General features: G+C 71.2%; 12 protein-coding genes and 1 pseudogene. 8 read left to right on the forward strand and 5 right to left on the reverse strand.

All coding sequences use genetic code 11. From position 1 onward, the window contains the following. Window positions 1–13: 13 nt before the first annotated feature. Window positions 14–391: pseudogene (locus tag IPQ09_28900) on the forward strand (pyridoxamine 5'-phosphate oxidase family protein). A 421-nt stretch (window positions 392–812) separates the two neighbouring features. Here the strand turns inward: IPQ09_28900 and IPQ09_28905 are convergent. Both IPQ09_28905 and IPQ09_28910 read right to left on the reverse strand, forming a co-directional pair. After that, entirely contained in the window at window positions 813–1,982 is a 1,170-nt protein-coding gene (locus IPQ09_28905) for a thiolase family protein (GenBank protein MBL0198165.1), read from the reverse strand. Window positions 1,983–1,986: 4 nt separating this feature from the next. Continuing rightward, the gene (locus tag IPQ09_28910; GenBank protein ID MBL0198166.1) at window positions 1,987–4,362 is read right to left on the reverse strand and encodes a 3-hydroxyacyl-CoA dehydrogenase/enoyl-CoA hydratase family protein; all 2,376 of its coding nucleotides are present in this window, start codon (window positions 4,360–4,362) and stop codon (window positions 1,987–1,989) included. 150 nt (window positions 4,363–4,512) lie between these two features. Between IPQ09_28910 and IPQ09_28915 the strand changes: the two genes are divergently transcribed. Both IPQ09_28915 and IPQ09_28920 read left to right on the forward strand, forming a co-directional pair. Beyond that, window positions 4,513–4,986, forward strand: coding sequence for a cupin domain-containing protein (locus IPQ09_28915; GenBank protein MBL0198167.1), 474 nt, complete (start codon window positions 4,513–4,515; stop codon window positions 4,984–4,986). Window positions 4,987–5,098: 112 nt separating this feature from the next. Next, on the forward strand, window positions 5,099–5,848 hold the full coding sequence (locus IPQ09_28920) for a hypothetical protein (protein MBL0198168.1): 750 nt from the start codon (window positions 5,099–5,101) through the stop codon (window positions 5,846–5,848). Window positions 5,849–6,023: 175 nt separating this feature from the next. On the opposite strand, the gene IPQ09_28925 is transcribed toward IPQ09_28920, so the two are convergent. Next, window positions 6,024–7,049: a glycerophosphodiester phosphodiesterase family protein gene (locus IPQ09_28925; protein MBL0198169.1), complete on the reverse strand. Its 1,026-nt coding sequence runs from the start codon at window positions 7,047–7,049 to the stop codon at window positions 6,024–6,026. 165 nt (window positions 7,050–7,214) lie between these two features. Then, entirely contained in the window at window positions 7,215–7,745 is a 531-nt protein-coding gene (locus tag IPQ09_28930; protein MBL0198170.1) for a hypothetical protein, read from the reverse strand. Between the two features lie 257 nt (window positions 7,746–8,002). Here IPQ09_28930 and IPQ09_28935 point away from each other — a divergent pair, with 257 nt between their 5' ends. The 4 genes from IPQ09_28935 to IPQ09_28950 all read left to right on the forward strand — a co-directional run bounded on the left by IPQ09_28935 (window position 8,003) and on the right by IPQ09_28950 (window position 15,430). After that, window positions 8,003–10,519, forward strand: a complete 2,517-nt coding sequence (locus tag IPQ09_28935; protein ID MBL0198171.1) for a beta-propeller domain-containing protein — start codon at window positions 8,003–8,005, stop codon at window positions 10,517–10,519. 62 nt (window positions 10,520–10,581) lie between these two features. Then, window positions 10,582–11,181 (forward strand): pentapeptide repeat-containing protein, encoded by a 600-nt coding sequence (locus IPQ09_28940; protein ID MBL0198172.1) that lies wholly within the window; start codon window positions 10,582–10,584, stop codon window positions 11,179–11,181. A 143-nt stretch (window positions 11,182–11,324) separates the two neighbouring features. Further along, on the forward strand, window positions 11,325–13,658 hold the full coding sequence (locus IPQ09_28945) for a hypothetical protein (GenBank protein ID MBL0198173.1): 2,334 nt from the start codon (window positions 11,325–11,327) through the stop codon (window positions 13,656–13,658). Next, on the forward strand, window positions 13,655–15,430 hold the full coding sequence (locus IPQ09_28950) for a pentapeptide repeat-containing protein (GenBank protein MBL0198174.1): 1,776 nt from the start codon (window positions 13,655–13,657) through the stop codon (window positions 15,428–15,430). Before IPQ09_28945 ends, IPQ09_28950 begins: the two co-directional genes overlap by 4 nt. A gap of 87 nt (window positions 15,431–15,517) precedes the next feature. Here the strand turns inward: IPQ09_28950 and IPQ09_28955 are convergent, their stop codons facing one another. Beyond that, window positions 15,518–16,849 carry a hypothetical protein gene (locus IPQ09_28955; GenBank protein ID MBL0198175.1) on the reverse strand — a complete coding sequence of 444 codons (1,332 nt, stop codon included), beginning with the start codon at window positions 16,847–16,849 and terminating at the stop codon, window positions 15,518–15,520. A 92-nt stretch (window positions 16,850–16,941) separates the two neighbouring features. Here IPQ09_28955 and IPQ09_28960 point away from each other — a divergent pair, with 92 nt between their 5' ends. Then, complete coding sequence (locus tag IPQ09_28960) at window positions 16,942–17,838, forward strand: YdcF family protein (GenBank protein MBL0198176.1); 897 nt, start codon at window positions 16,942–16,944, stop codon at window positions 17,836–17,838. The last annotated feature ends 9 nt before the right edge of the window (window positions 17,839–17,847 follow it).

Below are 17,847 nucleotides of genomic sequence, written 5' to 3' on the forward strand. Positions count from 1 at the left end.
TACGGTCGCCCGCATGGAACGCGATGACCTTCTTGCATTTCTCCGCGCCCAGCGGTGGGCCGTGGAGGCCTCCGTCTCGGTGCACGGGACCCCGCAGGCCGCCGTGATCGGCGTCGCCATCACCGACGACCTCGAGGTCGTGTTCGACACGAGCGTGGCGTCACGCAAGACCGCGAACCTGCGTCGAAACCCGCGCGTCGCCCTCGTCGTCGGCTGGGACGACGCGCGCACCGTGCAGCTGGAGGGCCTCGCCGACGAGCCTCGCGGCGCCGAGCTCGAGCGGCTGAAGGCCACGTATTTCGCCCGCTTCCCGGACGGCCCCGAGCGCGCCGCCCGCGAGCCGCTGACCTACTTCCGCGTGCGCCCAAGGTGGGTGCGCGTCAGCGATTTCAGCGGACCCGAGCCGACAGTGACCGTGGTCGAGCTCTCCCCCCCGAGGCGCGCGCCGCGCGAGCCTCGGGGGCGCGCCGCGGAGCTCGAGGTCACGCCGGAGCTCGAGGTCACGCCCGCGCTCGAGGTCGCGCCGGAGCTCGAGGTCACGCCCGCGCTCGAGGTCACGCCGGAGTCGCCACCGGCGGTCGAGCTCGTGCCCGACGCCGATCCGCCCACCGGCGACGGCGCGTTCGACGGTGACCACTCCTCCGACCTCCCCGAGGCGCCGCCGACCGAGCCCTGAGGCGCCCGCGCCCGAGCCTCCCCGCGCCCGCGTCGGCCGGGCGGCGCGGCCCGCCGAAGACCAAACGGCGAGGCCCCGGGGGACCTCGCCGCTTCTGTGCGTCCTACACGCTTCGCGAGGCGAAGCGCCGCGCGGCTCAGGCCGGGATCGACTCGAGCAGCCCGGCCGCGCCCATGCCGCCGCCGATGCACATCGTGACGACGGCGTACTTGCCGCCGCGGCGACGGAGCTCGTAGAGCGCCGTGGCCGTCAGCTTGGCGCCCGTGCACCCGAGCGGGTGTCCGAGCGCGATCGCGCCGCCGTTCACGTTGAGGCGCTCCTCGGGCAGGCCGAGGGTCTTCTTCACGTAGACCGACTGGCTGGCGAAGGCCTCGTTGACCTCGAAGAGATCGATGTCCGAGATCTTGAGCCCCGTCTTCGCGAGGAGCTTCTGCACCGCCGGCACGGGCCCGATGCCCATGATCGCGGGGTCGACGCCCACGGTGACGTAGGCGCGCAGGAGGCCGAGGCCCTTGATGCCGAGCGAGTCGGCCTTCTTCCGGCTCATGAGGAGCGCCGCGGCGGCGCCGTCGCTGAGCGGCGAGCTGTTGCCGGCGGTGACGCTGCCCTTCGCGTTGAACACGGGCTTGAGGCCCGAGAGGCTCTCGATCGTGGTGTCGGCGCGCACCATCTCGTCGCGTCGGAACTCGAAGCTCACCTTCTTGTCGCCGTCGAATTTCACGCCGGTGACCGGCACGATCTCCTGGTCGAACTTCTTCGCCTCGATCGCCGCGGCGGCCTTCTTTTGGCTGGCGAGCGCGAACTCGTCCTGCTCTTGGCGGCTGACGCCGAACTTGCTCGCGACGTTCTCGGCCGTGATGCCCATCGGCGTGTACGCCGTGGGGTAGTGCTCCATGACCTCCATCGAGGCCGAGAGCTTGTTGCCCGTCATGGGCACCATGCTCATCGACTCGACGCCGCCGGCGACGACGATGTCGTTCGACCCGATGGCGATGGCGCCCGCGCCCAGCGCGAGCGCCTGGAGGCCGCTCGAGCAGAAGCGGTTGATGGTCATCGCGGACGACTCCTCGGGGAGCCCGCCGAGCAGGCCCGCGAGGCGCGCGATGTTGAGCCCCTGCTCACCCTCGGGCATGGCGCAGCCGAGGACGAGGTCCTCGATCTCCGCGGCCTTCACCTGGGGGACGCGCGCGAGGAGGCCGCGAATGACCTCCCCGGCGAGGTCGTCGGGGCGGCGCAGGGCGAGAGAGCCCTTCAGCGCGCGGCCCACGGCGGAACGAACGGCTTCGACAATGACGATGTCCATCATGGGCTTAGTTCCTGAGCGGCTTGTTGTTCATGAGCATGTACTGCATGCGTTCCTGGCTCTTTGGCTCACCGCAGAGGCTCACGAACGCCTCGGCCTCGAGCTCGAGGAGCTGCGACTCGGTGTTCTCGCGCGAGGCGCCGGCGACGCCGCCGCAGAGCACCTCGGCGACCTTGCCCGCGATCTTCGCGTCGTGGGCGGAGGCGAAGCCGCCGGCCACGAGCGTGTCGACCATCATGCGCAGCGTCGCGATCCCGCTCTCGCCCGGCAGCACGTAGGCCTTGGGGGTGGGCGGGTGGTAGCCCGCGCCCGCGAGGCCGAGCGCGCGGCTCTTCGCGTCGACCAGGACGCGCGCCTTGTCGAACGAGACGCCGTCGGTCTTGCGGAAGTACCCGAGCGCCTTGCCCTCTTCGGCGCTGGTCGCGATCTTGGCGAGCGCGATGTTCTTGAACGTGTTGGTCACGATCTCGAGCACGTTCAGCTGCGCCCCCTCCGGCACGCCGTCGAGCGCGCGCCAGAGCATGTTGAGGTTGCCCGCGCCCCCGGGCAGGAGGCCCACGCCCACCTCGACGAGCCCCGAGTAGGTCTCGGCCGCCGCCTGGACCGCGGCGCCGCCGTAGCAGAGCTCGAGCCCACCGCCGAGGGTCATGCCGTACGGCGCGACCACGACCGGAACGCTCGCGTACTTCATGCGCTGCACCGCGCCCTGGTACCCCTGCACCATCGTGCGGATCTGGTCCCACTGCTGGGCGCCCGCCGCCATCACGACGAGGAAGAGGTTCGCGCCGACGCAGAAGTGCTCGCCCTCGTTCGCGACGACCATCGCGCGGAAGTCGGTCTCGGCCTTCTCGACGGCCTTCGTGATCATGCCGATCACGTCGGGGTCGATGCTGTTGGCCTTGGTCTTGAAGGTGATGCCGAGCACGCCGTCGCCGAGGTCCCACGCCTCCGCGCCGTCGTTCTTGAGCACGGGCGCGGCGCCACGGCGGAGGATCGTGAGCGTCGCGTAGCGAGGATCGGCCTCGCGCGCCTGGTACTCACCCTTGGCGAGGTCGAACACGGCGCCGTCCGCTCGGTAGAAGCAGGTCGCGCCACTCGCCTTCATCTTCAGCACGGACTCGGGGAGCTTCACGCCCTCCTTCACCATGCGGTCGGTGGTCTCGACGAAGCCGAGCGCGTCCCAGGTCTCGAACGGGCCGAGCTCCCAGTTGTAGCCCCACTTCATGGCGTCATCGATCGCCGTCACGTCGTCGGTGATCTCGCCCACGCGGCGCGCCGCGTACGCGAGGCCCTTCGAGAGCACCTTCCAAGCGAACGCGCCCGCCTTGCCCTGGTCGGCGACGAGCTTGCGCACGCGCGCCTTCGGGTCCTCCTCTTTCGAGATGGCCTTCGTGGAGGCCTTGATCGCGTCGTCGCCGCCCTTGGGGCGGTAGGCGAGCGTGACGGGGTCGAAGGTCTCGATGCTCTTGTCGGCGCCCTTCTTGTAGAAGCCGCCCTTCGTCTTGTTCCCGAGGAGCTTCTTCTCGACCATCGTCCGGATGAAGGCCGGCAGCTCGAAGATCTTGCGGTCTTCGTCGTTCTCGAGCGCCTTGAAGCAGTTGTCCGCGACGTGCGCGAACGTGTCGAGGCCGACGAGGTCGGCGGTGCGGAAGCTCGCGCTCTTCGGGTGGCCCATGGGGGTGCCCGTGATGTTGTCGACGTCCTCGGGGGTGAGGCCGTCTTCGAGCATCTGGTGGATGGTCGACATCATGGCGTGCACGCCGATGCGGTTGCCGACGAAGTTCGGGGTGTCCTTCCCGAAGACGACGCCCTTGCCGAGCACGTCCTCGCCGAACTTCTTCACGTGGGCGACCACGGAGGGATCGGTGTCCGGCCCCCACACGAGCTCGAGGAGCTTCATGTAGCGAACGGGGTTGAAGAAGTGCATCACGAGGAAGCGCTTCTTGAAGGCCTCCGAGCGGCCCTTCAGCATGTCGACGATGCGCAGGCCCGAGGTGTTCGAGGCGACGATCGCGTGCGGCGGCACGAGGGCCTCGAGCTTCTCGAGGAGGGCCTGCTTCACGTCGATGCGCTCGAGCACGGCCTCGATCACGAGGTCGCAGCTCTTCACGCCCTCGAGGTCGTCGGTGGTGTTGCCCACGGACACGAGGCGCGCGTTCTGCTTGTGGAAGAACGCGGCGGGGCGCGCCTTCAGCGCCTTGTCGAGGCCGCCGGCGGCGAACGCGTTGCGCGCCGCCTTGGGCGCTTGGTCGGCGTCTTTCAGGTCGGGGGGGACGATGTCGAGGAGGAGGACCTCGATCCCGGCGTTGGCGAAATGGGCGGCGATGCCTTGCCCCATCACGCCCGCGCCGATGACACACGCGCGGCGAATCGGCTTGTTCAGGTTCATGAACGCATCCTTCAATGTGGCGCGCTGCCCGCACGACGCGAGCGGCGGCCGTAGTGAATGACGATTCAGTCAGAAACGCAAGCCGCGCGGCCGAGAAACCGACAGGGCCGCGAAGGCCCCGCAAGCGCGTGGTAGAGCCCGCGAATGCCGCTCACGCCGCCCGCCCTCGACCCCTCGACCCTCACGCCCCGCACGCACTCGACCTACCCGGAGGTCTACCGCGAGCGCGTCCTCCCCCGCGAGAAGCGCGGGCTCGGCGCCGCCCTCGGCCTCACGAAGCTCGGAGTGAACCTCACGACGCTCGCGCCCGGCAAGCAGTCGGCGCTCCGCCACTTTCACACCCGCGAGGACGAGCTCGTCTACGTCGTCGAGGGCGAGGTCACGCTCGTCACCGACGGCGGCGAGCAGACCCTTGGCGCCGGCATGTGCGCCGGTTTCCCCGCCGGCGTGCGCGACGGACACCACCTCGTGAACCGGACCGGGAGCTCCGTGCGCTACCTCGAGATGAGCAGCCGCGATCCCGACGACGGCGCCGAGTATCCCGACGACGACCTCGCGTACTCGCGCGGACCGGACGGCCCGGTGTTCACGCGTAAGGACGGCTCGCCGACGCGCTGACTCGCACGTGAGGCCCGCGCGAGGCGCGCAGGCCACGTCATGCGCGCCCCATGACCGCGCGGCGCGGTCGCCGGAGAGAGCGCGAGGGCGCGCGCGTGCTACGCTTGCTGGCATGAAGCCCCGCGGCGCGCTCTTCGTACTGCTCTCCCTGCCCGCACTGGCGATCCCCTTCGGCGCGTGTGGCGGCGCCACCGCGCTCGACGCGGATCCCGACGCCGCCTCGGTCCCCACGAGCGCGGTCACGGGCACGCCGACGACCACCTCCACGCCGACGACCACCTCCACGCCGACCCTCACGCCTCCACCTCCCCCGCCGCCTCCGCCGGACGCGTCCCCCCCGGGCGACGGTGGCCCGCCGGACCCCGACGCGGGGCCTCCGCCGATCGACGCCGGCCCGCCGTTCGACGCTTCGGTGGACGCCAGCCCGCCCGTCGACGCCTCGTTCGACGCAGCGCCCGACGCGAGCTCCGACGCCGGTGGCGTGTGTGTGTCCGGCCCGGTCGAGCGCGCGGCCTGCAGGCCGGGCGTCGACGTCGCGTGCAACCGCACGGATCTTTGCTGCTCGGGCACCAAGTACGAGTGCGACGCGGCCACGTCGCGGTGGAGGAAGGTGCCCGCGGGCATCCTCTGTCTCCTATGCCCCCAAACCCCCTGCGGCGGCCGTGGGTGCCCCGGCGGCCAATTCTGCCTCGAGCGCGTGGGCCCGGCGGGTTCGCGCTTCTCGTGCGTCGACTACCCGACCGCCTGCTCCGACGACTGGACCTGCGCCTGCGTGACCGGCGCCGCTCCGCCCGGCTGCGGCGCGCCCGCGTGCCGCGAGAACCCCTCGCGGCACGTGCAGGTGCGCTGCCAGGCGCTCTGAGGCCGCGCGCTCCAGCGACGCGCTCCCTCACCCGTCGTCGGGCGCTGGAGAAGCGCAGCGCGAAGAATGCACCCCGCCGCCTTCGGCTTGGTCCGATCACCTTCACGGCGCACGATTGCGCGCGCGGTCTCGGCGCCTCGTCGCACCAGCCTCGCGAACGATCCGGGCTAGCTTACTAGGGGGCGCGGCCGAGGGCGGTCAGCACCGCGTCCGGGAGATCGGTCTGCAGGGCGTCAGCGCCCTTTCCGTAGAGCTCGAGGTAGACCTTGGGATCGCCGCCGAGCTTCACGCCGAAGTCGGTCGCGAACACGTCGGTGAAGGCTCGCGAGCCGCCCGCGTGCACCTCGACGACCCCGGCCGGGAACAACGCCTGATCGAGCTCGACGAAGAGCGGTGGGTGACTCTTGTATTTTACAAGCACCTCCGTGGCGGCGGCCGCCGTGGCGACGCGCGGCATGATGAGCAGGCGAGGCTCGAGGGCGAGCGCGCGATCGATCTTGTCGGTGCTCGAGGTGTCGAACACCGCCCAGTCCAGCGCCTTCGCCTCCTGGATGGCCGCGACGAGCAGATCGACCCGGTCGGTCTTGTTCGCGTCGACCAGCACCATCACCCGACCGACCGACGTCTCGAGCAGCTCGCGCAGCGTGGGCACGCGCTCGCAGGAGAAGTCGCCTCGGAGATCGCCGGTGCGCAGCGACAGCGCGCGCAGCTCGGCCAACGTAAGCTCCGAGACCGTGCCCTCGCCGAGCGTGGTGCGCTCGACGGTCGCGTCGTGGTGGTTCACAAGCACGCCGTCTTTCGTAGGGCGAGGGTCGGTCTCGGCGAGGTCGAGGCCCATGGCGATCGCGGCGCGGTACGCCGCGAGGGAATCCTCCGGGGCGACGCGCCCGAGCTGCCCGCCCGCGCCGCGGTGTCCCGCCACGAGCCGTGTCTTGCACCGAGGATCGCGCAGGCACTCGGCGGGCGTGGCGGTCGCGCGCCGGGCCAGCGGCGGCCGAGAGAGAGAGGTGCAGTCGAAGAGCGCCGGATCGAGGGTCGGCGGCGACACGCCCGCGTCCGTCGCCTCGGTCCCGTCGGGCGCGCCTGCGTCGGGTAGGGCTCCTGCCTGCGTGCCGGAGCACCCGAGCACGGTCGCGAGGACGGCCAGGACCACCAACTGCGCCGCAGGGCCTGCCCAGATCCGTGGGGATGCAGCGTGCATGCAACTCGTGGCGTCACTCACGGGTCGCAGCGTAGCAGTCGCCGAGCGACCCCGCGCGAGACGCGGGCCGTACCCTGGGCGAATCGCTCGCACCCCGCACCTCGACGACGACGCCGCCGCAGCATCGGCGCGGGCCGCGTTGCGAGCCGATGAAGCGGCGCCGCGCTACCGTCCGGAGAAGTCGGAGATCGCGACGGCAGCGAGGATCGTGACCCACAGCACGAGCCCGACGGCGATGACTCCGCGCACCGTGTTCGTCCGACGCGAGGACGGTTCCAGCGATCCGTTGCCGACGGCCGGGACGGGTTCGGGGAGCTTCGCCGGGACGACCGCGTCCTCGGCGCGTTGGCCCATGAGCTTCTCGAAATCCTCCGGAACTCGGGGGGGCTTGAGGGGGTCAGGGTCGAGGGGCGCCACCTTCGCTGCAGGAGCGGGCTCTCCGGCGCTGTCCTCCGGAGCTTCGACGCCGGAGCTGTGGGACGACGCCGTCTCGGGCGCGACGATGGCCTTGTCTTCGGCGTGGGCGGCAGGAGCTTCGGCCTTCCCCTCGTCTCCCCGCTCGCGCCGGAGCGCCTCGAGGATCTCGCTCGGGGCTGCCCGTACGACCGTCGCGCTCCCATACGCGTCACCTCCCTCGGGAGGCGGGACGGTGTCGAGCTCGTTGAGACGCGGTAAGGCGCCTGGATCGAAACCCATGGGGAACTCTAGCATGTCCTGGCGCGCGAAGGAAGAAGGCCAGTCTTCACCCGCGGGCCAGGGGCTCTTCCGATCACGCGCTCGACATGCCCAGCGCGACGGGGCGGAGTCGGCTGCGCGCTCGTGGCGCACTCTGACACGGAGGCGCCGCGGTGGCTCACTGGCACACCTGCAGATTCCTAGGGGAATTCGACCAAGATCGCTTGGCACGAGCTGTGCAAAAGTTACGTTCGAAGACACCCAAGGAGACCCGGATCATGAACGCCAAAACCGCCTTCGTCATGCTCGCCGCCAGTGGAATCGCCGCCTTCGCCATGGGATGTGGCGGGGCCGTCGCCCCTGTCCCGGACGACGACGCCATCGGACGCGACGAGGCCAGCCTTCGGCGCATGAAGAGCTGCGGTGAGCTGCTCACCGAGCTGCGCAGCGACTCCAAGTTCAAGCTGAACAAGGGCATCGATCTGCAGATCGCCGCGATTCGTCGCTTCGGTGCCAACGGCGGCTACTACGGGGGCGTGGGCATGGGAGGCTTCGGCGGCGACGCGCGCGCCGAGGGCTCGAGCAGCCCGACCGCCCCGCCCGCGCCGAACGCGGGCTCTGGCTCGGGCACCGGCTCCACGCCGGCCACGCCCCAGGCGACCGACCACTCGGGCACCACGACGCAGGTCGCGGGGGTCGACGAGGCCGACTTCGTCAAGGCCGACAACCAGAACCTCTACCTGCTGCACGGCGCCGACCTGAAGGTCCTCCGCGCGTGGCCGAAGGAGAGCATGGCGGAGCTCGGCTCGGCGAAGGTCGAGGGGACGCCGACGGAGATGTTCCTCAGCGGGCAGACCCTGGTCGTGTACTCCCAGGTCAACGGCGCGAAGCTGTTTCAGGCCGCCGGCGTGCCGATGCGTGAGACCTACAACGACTGGGGCGGCTCGTACGGCGGCGGCGTCGACGTCGCGGGCGGCGCACCCGAGCCCTCCACGGCGCCCCCGCGCCCCGGCGGTGGCGGCGCGCCCGAGCCGTACTACCCCCTCACCAAGATCACCGTGTTCAACGTCGTGAACAACGTGCCCCAGGTGGCCCGCGAGCTCTTCTTCGAGGGCCACTACGAGGACTCCCGCCGCGTGGGCAGCCACGTGCGCACCGTGCTGAACGGCGGCGCTCACGGACCGAAGCTGAAGTACGGCGTGGAGCTCGCGCCCGGCGAGTCGTATCCCACCGACGCGAACGGCATGATCGCCAAGCTCGAGGCGCTCCGCGCGGCCAACATCGCGATCCTCGACGCCAGCACCGTCGCCGACTGGCTGCCCGTCGCGTTCGAGCGCAACGGCACGAGCGTGACCGCCGCCTCGCCCCGCTGCGAAGACTACTACGTGCCCACCACCGGCTCGACGACCTTCGGCCTCACGCAGGTCGAGTCGCTCGACCTCGCGGCGCCCACCGCCCCCATCAAGAGCGCGGCCGTGACGGGCATGACCAAGGTGGTCTACGGCAACGGCGGGAGCCTGGTGCTCGCGCAGCAGGCCTACGTCGATCTCCCCTGGCTCGACATCTACGCCTCGTGGCAGGCGCAGTCGGGGTCGAGCGGGTCGGGCGGCGGCGGAGTCTCCACGCCCCCGTCGGTCGGCAGCGCCGAGCCAGCTCCCGCCCCGGACACCCCGGTCCCCCCGCGCCCTTCCGTCCCCGGTCAGGTCGGCCTGAAGGAGTCGCCCGCCGCGCCGACGGCCGCGCCGCTCCCCACGCGCTTCGCCACGGACCGCACCCACCTCCACAAGTTCTCGTTCGCGAGCGATCCGACCTTCCCGCTCTACGTGGGGTCGGGCTCGGTGACCGGATCGGTCGACGACCAGTATTCGCTCGACGAGTACCAGGGCAACCTTCGGGTCGCCACGACCGACCACTTCCTCTACCTCCGCAGGGCCACGAACGAGGCCGAGCGCCTCGCGCAGCCGGAGACCGAGAACCACGTGCGCGTGCTCGGCGCGCCCACGTCGGGCGGGCGCCTCCCGCGGCTCGGCGACACGGGCAAGCTCGCCCCCGGTGAGCGCATCTACTCGGTGCGCTTCATGGAGTCGAAGGGCTACGTCGTCACCTTCCGCCAGGTCGATCCGCTCTTCTCCCTCGACCTCTCCGTGCCCACGAACCCCCGCGTCACGGGCGAGCTGAAGATCCCCGGCTTCAGCGAGTTCATGGTGCCGATGGACCAGAACCACCTGCTCACGATCGGTCGCGACGCGACGCCCCAAGGCCGCGTGCAGGGCCTCGCCCTCCAGATCTTCGACGTGACGAACCCTGCGCGCCCCACGCAGTCGCACAAGTTCTCCTACTCGGCGAGCGAGTACGGTCACTCCGAGGCGCTCTACGACCCGAAGGCGTTCACCTACTTCAAGGAGCGCGGGCTCCTCGCCTTCCCGTACATGTCCTCGGGTGGCTCCGGCGGCATGCGCAGCTCTCTCGAGATCTTCCGGGTGAGCGTGGGCTCGGGCTTCTCGAAGGCCGGCAGCCTCGACCACACGTCCCTGGTGAGCTCGAACCCCGGCGGCTACGGCTGCGGCTACTACGGCCCGAGCGTGCGACGCGGCGTGTTCCTCGAGGACGTGGCCTACTCGATAAGCTACGGGGGCATCATCGCGAGCAAGGTCGATCAGCTCGCGAGCCCGCCCCAAGTGCTCCGCCTCGGGGCGCCCGTGGTCCCCGGCGGGGGCTACTGCGGCGGCGCCGAGACGGGCGGTGGCGCGGTGCCCCCCTCGCCCGGCGGCGTGCCGGTCCCGGATCCCAACTGACCGGGCCTCGACAGCCTGACATTGTCTGACCGCCCGAGGGCGCTCCCCATCGCGACCGCGATGTGTGTGGGCGCCCTCGGCGCGTTCCGGGGCCGCGTCCACGCGCGACAGCGCTCCCGGCCCTCCCGCGCCGCCCGCTCGCGGAGCTGCGCGGGCACTTTGGATTCTCGTATGGCACCTACCTCGGCGCCACCTACGCCGACATGTTCCCAGGGCGCACGGGCCGCGTCGTGCTCGACTCGGCGATGGCCCCGACCAACGACTACGTGAAGCTCGGCCACCCCCTCGCGGGCGCGAAGCTCGGCGAGAGCTCGTTCGCCCTGTCGCGGCTGTCGTTCGCGGAGCTCTGTGGCGCCGACCTGACCTCCGCCGACTTCTCCGGAGCGCGCTTGCCGCAGGCTCGCCTCGGCGTGGGCCCGGTGCCCTCATGCGCACCGACGTTCGGCGTCGACGCGACCTCGACCAACTCCCATACCGTGTGTCCTTCCGGGCTGCGTGGCCCGTGCACGCCGAGCGCGTGGGCCCGGGAGGCCCTCCCCTCGGTGTGCTGCGATCCGCGCCTAGGCGTCTGCGGCCCCGACTCGCCGACCAGCGCCGCCTGCACGCAGTCGTGCCAGTGCGAGTCGGCCAGCTGCGTCGCCGGCGCGTGCGAGGCCCGATGAGGCGCTCACGCACGCCGACCCTCGGCCGCCGCGATCTCCTGAAGGCGCTCGCAGCCGTGGGAGCCCTCGGCTCCAGCGCGGGGGGCGCACTCGCCGGTTGTGACGACTCCACTCCGCCCCAAGCTTCGGTATCCCCGCGCGAGGTGCGGCGTCGCGAGAAGACGCTCCACTTTCACCTCGGAGGGCTAGGCATTCGCGAGAGCGCGCTCGCCGCGTACATGCGTCCGCGCCTCCAGCTCCGCGTGGGCGGAGAGACCTATGCACTCACCGCCCACACCCCGGAGACGTTGCGGGCTCGAGAGTCGCTGCACATCGACGGAGTCGCGCCGTCTCACTTCGCCGAGAACGTGTCGCTGTCCATTCAGGGAGTGCAGAGCTACCACCTCACGTTCGCAGGCCATCACGGCCCGCCCGCCCCGATCTTGCACGGCATCCACATCCCGTCGCTCGACGACCGCGCGCTCCTCGCCGCGCCCGCCACCAGCGTTCCCGACGAAGACCCCGCGCACCTCGTCAGCTACGTCGACTGCGCGGTCTGGTGCGTATTTCATCATCCCAGCATCATGGCCCTCGACGCGGCGGTCGCCACGGCCGTCATCGACCACATCAAGCGATGCGACAGCTTCGACGCGCTCCGCAAGAAGGTCGAAGACCTCGCCTACATCTCGACTCCGGAGGACGTCGAGAAGGGCTATGCCGGCTGGGCCGAAGCTTCGTACGTGCGCGACGCGACGGGCGCGCCCGTGCCGCTCTACGATCAGGTCCGACGCACGAGCGCCGATGGCTCCCCTACGTTCGAGAGCGTACTGCGCTCCCCGGCGGCGTACGAGTACAGCTGGCAACCGGATCCGAGCATCAAGCCCACGATTGACCTCGTCGTCACGCAGACCTTGGAGCGCCTGCACAACGACGCATCGATGGAGGCGGTGGGCAAGTACACGACCCTCGAAGGGACGGACGCGTATCAGGCACCTTCCGCGCTGCGAGGGGCGCTCGGCGCCTCCAAGGCCGATGTCCTCTTGGTGGACGAGAACGTGTCACGCGGGGGGCGACGCCTCAACATCCTCAAGGTGGAGGAGCGCGAGGTCGAGCTCAAGGTCACCAATCACCTCGCCATCGGCGTCTGCGTTGGGGCTTCGTATTTCGACGATGACGGCGCGCTCACCTCCACGGCCTTCCTGGGCTACGTGCCCGCCACGTCGTACCCGTCCGTAACGAAGGCCTTCACGAGCGCTTCGAGTGAGGAATACAAACTCCCACTCAAGGACTCGGCCTATGCCGAGCTATGGACCGTCGCGGGGACCCTCCGCGCGGGGGACGGGCAGGTTCGCGCTCCGGCCGGCAGCACCGCGCTCGACAACTACGACGTCGCGCGGAACGTCGCCATCATTCTCGAGATCGTGCTGGATGCGCTCCTCCCGACCTGGTCTTTGATGGCGGGCACCGGCGGAGGCGAGGCGGCCCACACGCTCAGCCACACGTTCTTCGAGGCCCTCACGGAGGAGCGCTACGGCCTCGTGATCGAGCTCATCAAGGCCGCGTGCGGCGCGAGGTTGGGGAAGGACAAAGCGTTCGACCACCGTGAGCGAGTGGTACCCGCAGAGGGGAGCGCCCTGATGCCAAGGCCACCTCGAGGGCGGGCGCTCGTGCCCCGCTTCGCCCGAGAGCGCAGGGCATGCAGCGAGCGCGCGCCTCTCACGGGAGTGCTCGGGCTCGCGCTCGCGCTCGCGCCCGCGCCCGCTGGCTGCGGGTCGACCCCGGCGGCCGAGCCGTCGTGCAGCGCGAGCGCGGCCGCCCATTACGCGGAGCTGCGCGCTTCGAGTCGCCCGCTCTGCGACCATCAGCACCTCGTCGCCGCGCTCACGCCGCGGGCCGCGAGCGAGGCGGGGGTCGGTACGTTGCGCCTCCCGATTCGAGTGACGCGCGAGGAGTCGCGCGCCTACTGCTTCCGCGACGACAACGGGGAGCCCCACTCGGCGACGCTCATGCGCCAGGACCTGACCCCGGTGGTCTCCTTCTCTGCGGGCGGCCCCTGCATCGACGCCCGGCTGCCGGTAGGCACCTACGTGCTCGACGTCCGTCACGCGCTCGCGCGAGCCGGCGGCCAGGACGCGACGCCGGACGTCATCCACACCCAGCTCGTCGCCGGCGGCCCCGATCGAAGAGAGTTTCGGGTCAGCTCCAACGAGTGCGAGGGATGCCAGCTCACCTCCGGGGACGCGTGGCCCCAGCTCGCCCCGGGTCGCTACGGCTACATTGGCAAATACAAGGGCGCCACGCTGGGTGGCACATGTGGCGTGAACGGCACCGGGAAGGACGAGTGTGTCCTCCAGGGGGACTTCACTCGGGCCTCCGTCGAGGGGTACGTCGCTTATGGCCTCACGGCGTCGGCCCGGGCGCGCCCCGGGAGTTTCGTATCAGCACGAACGAGTGCGCGGGCTGCGACCTCGGGGCGGGCGCCAACTGGCCCCTCTTGAAGGTACCCACCGGCCCCGAGAGCCCGAGCTTCGTCTACGGCTACATGGGCGACTATCGAAACGCCACGCTGGGTGGGACATGCACCCGCTCGAGCTCCGATCCTGACAGCCCGTTCGGCGGGCTCGCCGGGCACGAGTGCCGCCTCGAAGGGTCGCTCGGAGGCGCCACGCTCCGCGCCGCGACGAAGGAGCCCCTGGCCCTCAGCGGCGATTTTGTGGGCGCGAGCCTCTCCTCGCTCGCCGTCTCTTTCGCGGAGGATTACAGCCGCGGCGAGGTCACCCTGGAGGGTGACTTCCGCGGCGTGAAGGGCGTCCCTTCCGTCGCGCGGTCGTTCGTCCTCGATCTCCGCGCTCGCCCGCGCATGTCGAGCCCCGACCTCGTGGAGGGCTTGCGCTCGCAGGGCGTCGCGAAGTCGGTGGGGCGCGCGGTGTTGGCCGAGGGCGCCAAGACCGGCTCGCAGTACGTCCACGCGGATCTCCGCCTCGATCTCGCTGTCTTCGAGCTCGACGATCGCGTCTTCGCGGTGGATCCGGTCACGAACGTCGTCGACCTCTCGGCTTTCACGTGTCGTCGCTGCGCACTCCTGAACGGTCCCCTCCACGCGAAGGGCGCGCCGGTCGTGCTCTCTCGGCCCGATCTCACCGATTCGGCGCTCTCCGGGGGCACGTTCGACGTCGCTTCGCTGCTCGCCTCGGTCACCCCGCCCCTCAGGTTCTCCGACCTGACCCTTCGCTTCTGGCCGAGCCGCGACGGCGCGGACGTCGGGTCGGGATTCTCGGGCGCCACGTTCGAGAACGTCTCGTTCACTTCCGTCGACACGCAAGCCTTCGCGACGCAGTACGGGGTCTTCGACCGCGCGACCCTACGAGAATGCAGCTTCAAGAACATCTCGTTCCCCAGGTCGACATGGCGAGGGGCGACCGTCGCGCGCGTCGCGTTCCTTGCGGTGAACGTCGACGAGAGCGACTGGGAGGGCGCTCAGGTGGACGCGACGATCGAGGCGTTCTCGGCGAGAGACGCCAAGCTACGCGGGCTGCGCAGCCTCTCGCTCGTCGGTCGCGGAAGTCAGCTCGATCGCGCCGCGATCAGCGTGGTCTCGGGCGCCCCCCAGACACGCATCGCCCTCCAGCAATCCTCACTGCAGGGGCTGGCTCTGAGTGGCATTCAGGTTCGGCTGGACCTCGCCTCGTGCGGAGCCGCGGGCGCGAGGCTGAGCGAAGTGTACGCGGACGGCTCGGCGCTCACCGACGTTGACCTCACGGGCGCGACGATCTCGAACACCCACCTCCGGAACGGCAACCTGTCGGCGTCGCTCTTCACACGTAGCGACCTCCGCGCGGTCCACCTCGAGGGGAGCGAGATCGAGTACGCGAGCTTCGCCTCCGCCACGGCGGCGTCCCTCTATCTCGACGACACGAAGCTCGACGGGACGGTGTTCTGCGGCATGTCTCGGAGCGACCTCGTCCCGATTCCGCTCCCCCGCGCGGATCTGAGCGGCGCCATCTTTCGCGCGGACGCCAAGAAGTACCTCACGTGCGACGACGCCACGTCGGTCTTCCAGACCGGCAACGCGACGGTCTGTCCGGACGGCCGCTTCGGTCCGTGCAGCGGCGCGGCGTGGGTCGCGCCGCCTACCCCCGCGGAGTGCTGCGTGCCTGTCCCCGGTCAGCCGCCCTGCCCGCGGCGGCTCGTCGGCGGCAGGCCCTGCGACGACGACTGCCAGTGCTTGTCTGGGGTGTGCTCGCTGGGCCTTTGCGCCTCGCCTGGCTGATCCGCGCGCCGTCGCACGGCGGCTGTCAGCGCGGTCCACAGGCTGCGGCGGCGAACGCCACGCCGCCGAAGAGACGTCTCGAACGACTCACTGGCAGCGTCGGAACGGGAGGCCCTCGACGTCGGGGGCGCCCCCGGCCACGCACGACGAGCCCGTGGGACACACGCCGTCGGCGGTGCAGTCGCGCGAGCACTTGCCCTGCGCGCAGTAGCCGAAGGCGCAGTCGCCGTCGCGCGTGCAGGCGCTCCGCACCTCGCCTGCGCCCTGGGCCGGCAAGCAGAGGCCGATGCGCTGGCCGAGCACGCTGCCCACGCTGGTGCAGGCGTAGCCGTGGGCGCAGCCGCCCGCGGCGCGGCACGAGTCGACGCACGAGTCGCCCACCACGCCCGGCACGCTCACCGCGCTCGGGCACGCCACGAACGGCGCCGCGGGGATCGTGAAGCGGTCGAAGTCGATGTGCTGCGTGTCGTTGCAGAGGTTCACGACGGCGTTGTTCACGTCGCACGCGTACTCGGCGCGGCTGCCCTGCGGCAGCGGGCCCTTCACGTCGCCCGGCCGACGGCAGCTCCCGCCCGCGCAGGTCCAGGGGGCGAGGGGCAGCGCGCGTTGTGGGCAGTCGGCCGCGCTCACGCACCCGAACGTGCAGCCCGACGCGAGGATGCTCTGATCGCACTGCGCGCCCGTGCACACGGCGCCGCCGCCGCAGTACTCCTCCGCGCGGACGCACACGCGCTTTCCGCCCACGGTGCCGCAGCCGTAGCCGTTCGGGCAGCCCGCGCCGGAGCCGCACTCGATCGTGCAGTACCCCGGGCTCACGCAGCCCCAGTTGCACGCCGCCGGCGCCGCGACGTCGCACGGGCGGCCAACGTCGCTCGCCGCGCAGTAGGTGTCGGGGCCGAGGGTCATGCACCGCGTGCCGCTCATGCACTGCGCGGTGGTCGCGCACGACGGCGAACAGCGCGCCGGGCCGCCGCGGGTGAGCGGCCGACACAAGAGCCCTGACGCGCACTCCGCGTCGCTCGCGCAGAGGTCGAGGCGCGCCTTTGTCCCGCCGCCGTCGGGGCGGCTCGCGTCGCTCGCGTCGGGCACCACGGCCCCGTCCGCCGCGTCGGCGACGACGGGCGCGTCCGACGTGGCGTCGACGCCGCCCTCGCCGACCGCGCCGTCCCCGGGCGCGCCGCCGTCAGCGGGAACACATTTCCCTACCACGCCGCACACAAAGCCTGGATCGCAGTCGAGGCCGTCGAAGCAGTCGCGCTTGCACACGCCCGCGGCGCAGTAGAAGCCCGCGGCGCAGTCGCTGTTGAACTCGCAGGGGGCGGCCTGCGCGCAGCTGCTCGCCGCACCCGCGAGGGCGAGGCCAAGGCCGAGGGCGGCGAGGGCAGCGAGGGAGGACCGGGCAGCGGCGCGGCGGGACATGCCCCTGAAGTGTACCCAACTCGGGGGACAGCGGATGCAGGCTCATGCAGGGTCGCCCCCGAGTGACTCGCGTGAGCTGCTAAGGTGCCCGTGTGCTCTGGACGCTCTGCGCCGTCGCCTCCGCGCTCCTCGGCGCGAGGCTGTGGAGCCGACGAAGGCTCGCGAGGACGGCCTCGTGGCGGCTGGAAGCGCTCGTGTTCGCGCTGCTGATCGTGGCGTGCGGGGTGTTCGCGCCTTCGGTCATGTTGCTGAAAAAGTTCGTCGCGAAGCTCGTCATGCCCGCGGGTCTCGTCGCGTGCGGGCTCACCCTCGTGGCCGTGCGCAGCTGGCGTCGCGGTCGCTGGCGGGAGCGAGCGCTGTCCTTGACGGTGCTGCTCGCCTACGTCGCCCTCTCCAACGAGTGGCTCGCGAGCGCCCTCACCGTGCGGCTCGAGCGCGACTACGCAGCCATCGACCCGTTCGACTCGGGCACGTTCGACGCGATCGTCGTGCTCGGCGGCGGCACGGGCCTCACGCCGCGAGGCGGCCCCGAGCTCGGCAGCGCGGGCGACCGGGTGGCGCTCGGGGCGGAGCTCTACCGCGCGGGCGTCACCCGGACGCTCGTGACCTCGGGCGCCTCGATCGCGGGGCTCGACGTGGCTCGCGATCTCAGCTGGGAGACCGAGACCGTGTGGCGAAGGCTCGGCGTGCCGCAGGAGGCGATCGTACGCGTCGAGGGCCCACGGAACACCGCCGAGGAAGCGGAGGCCTACCGTGCGCTCATCACAGCGCGAGGGTGGCGCCGCGTGGGGCTCGTCACCTCGGGCACGCACATGCGCCGCGCGCTCCTGCAGACGCGCCAGCGAGGGCTCACTCTCCTGCCGCTCCCGGCCGATCTGCGCGGCCGCACCCCGCAGCTCTCGGCGCCCGCGATGGTGCCCGACGCGCAGGCGTTCCTCACGATGCAGCAGGGGCTCTGGGAGGTGCTCGGGGGCGCGCTGGTGCGGTAGAGCGAGAGG

The sequence above is a fragment of the Myxococcales bacterium genome, from assembly GCA_016720545.1.
Taxonomy (GTDB): Bacteria; Myxococcota_A; Polyangia; order Polyangiales; family Polyangiaceae; genus JAAFHV01.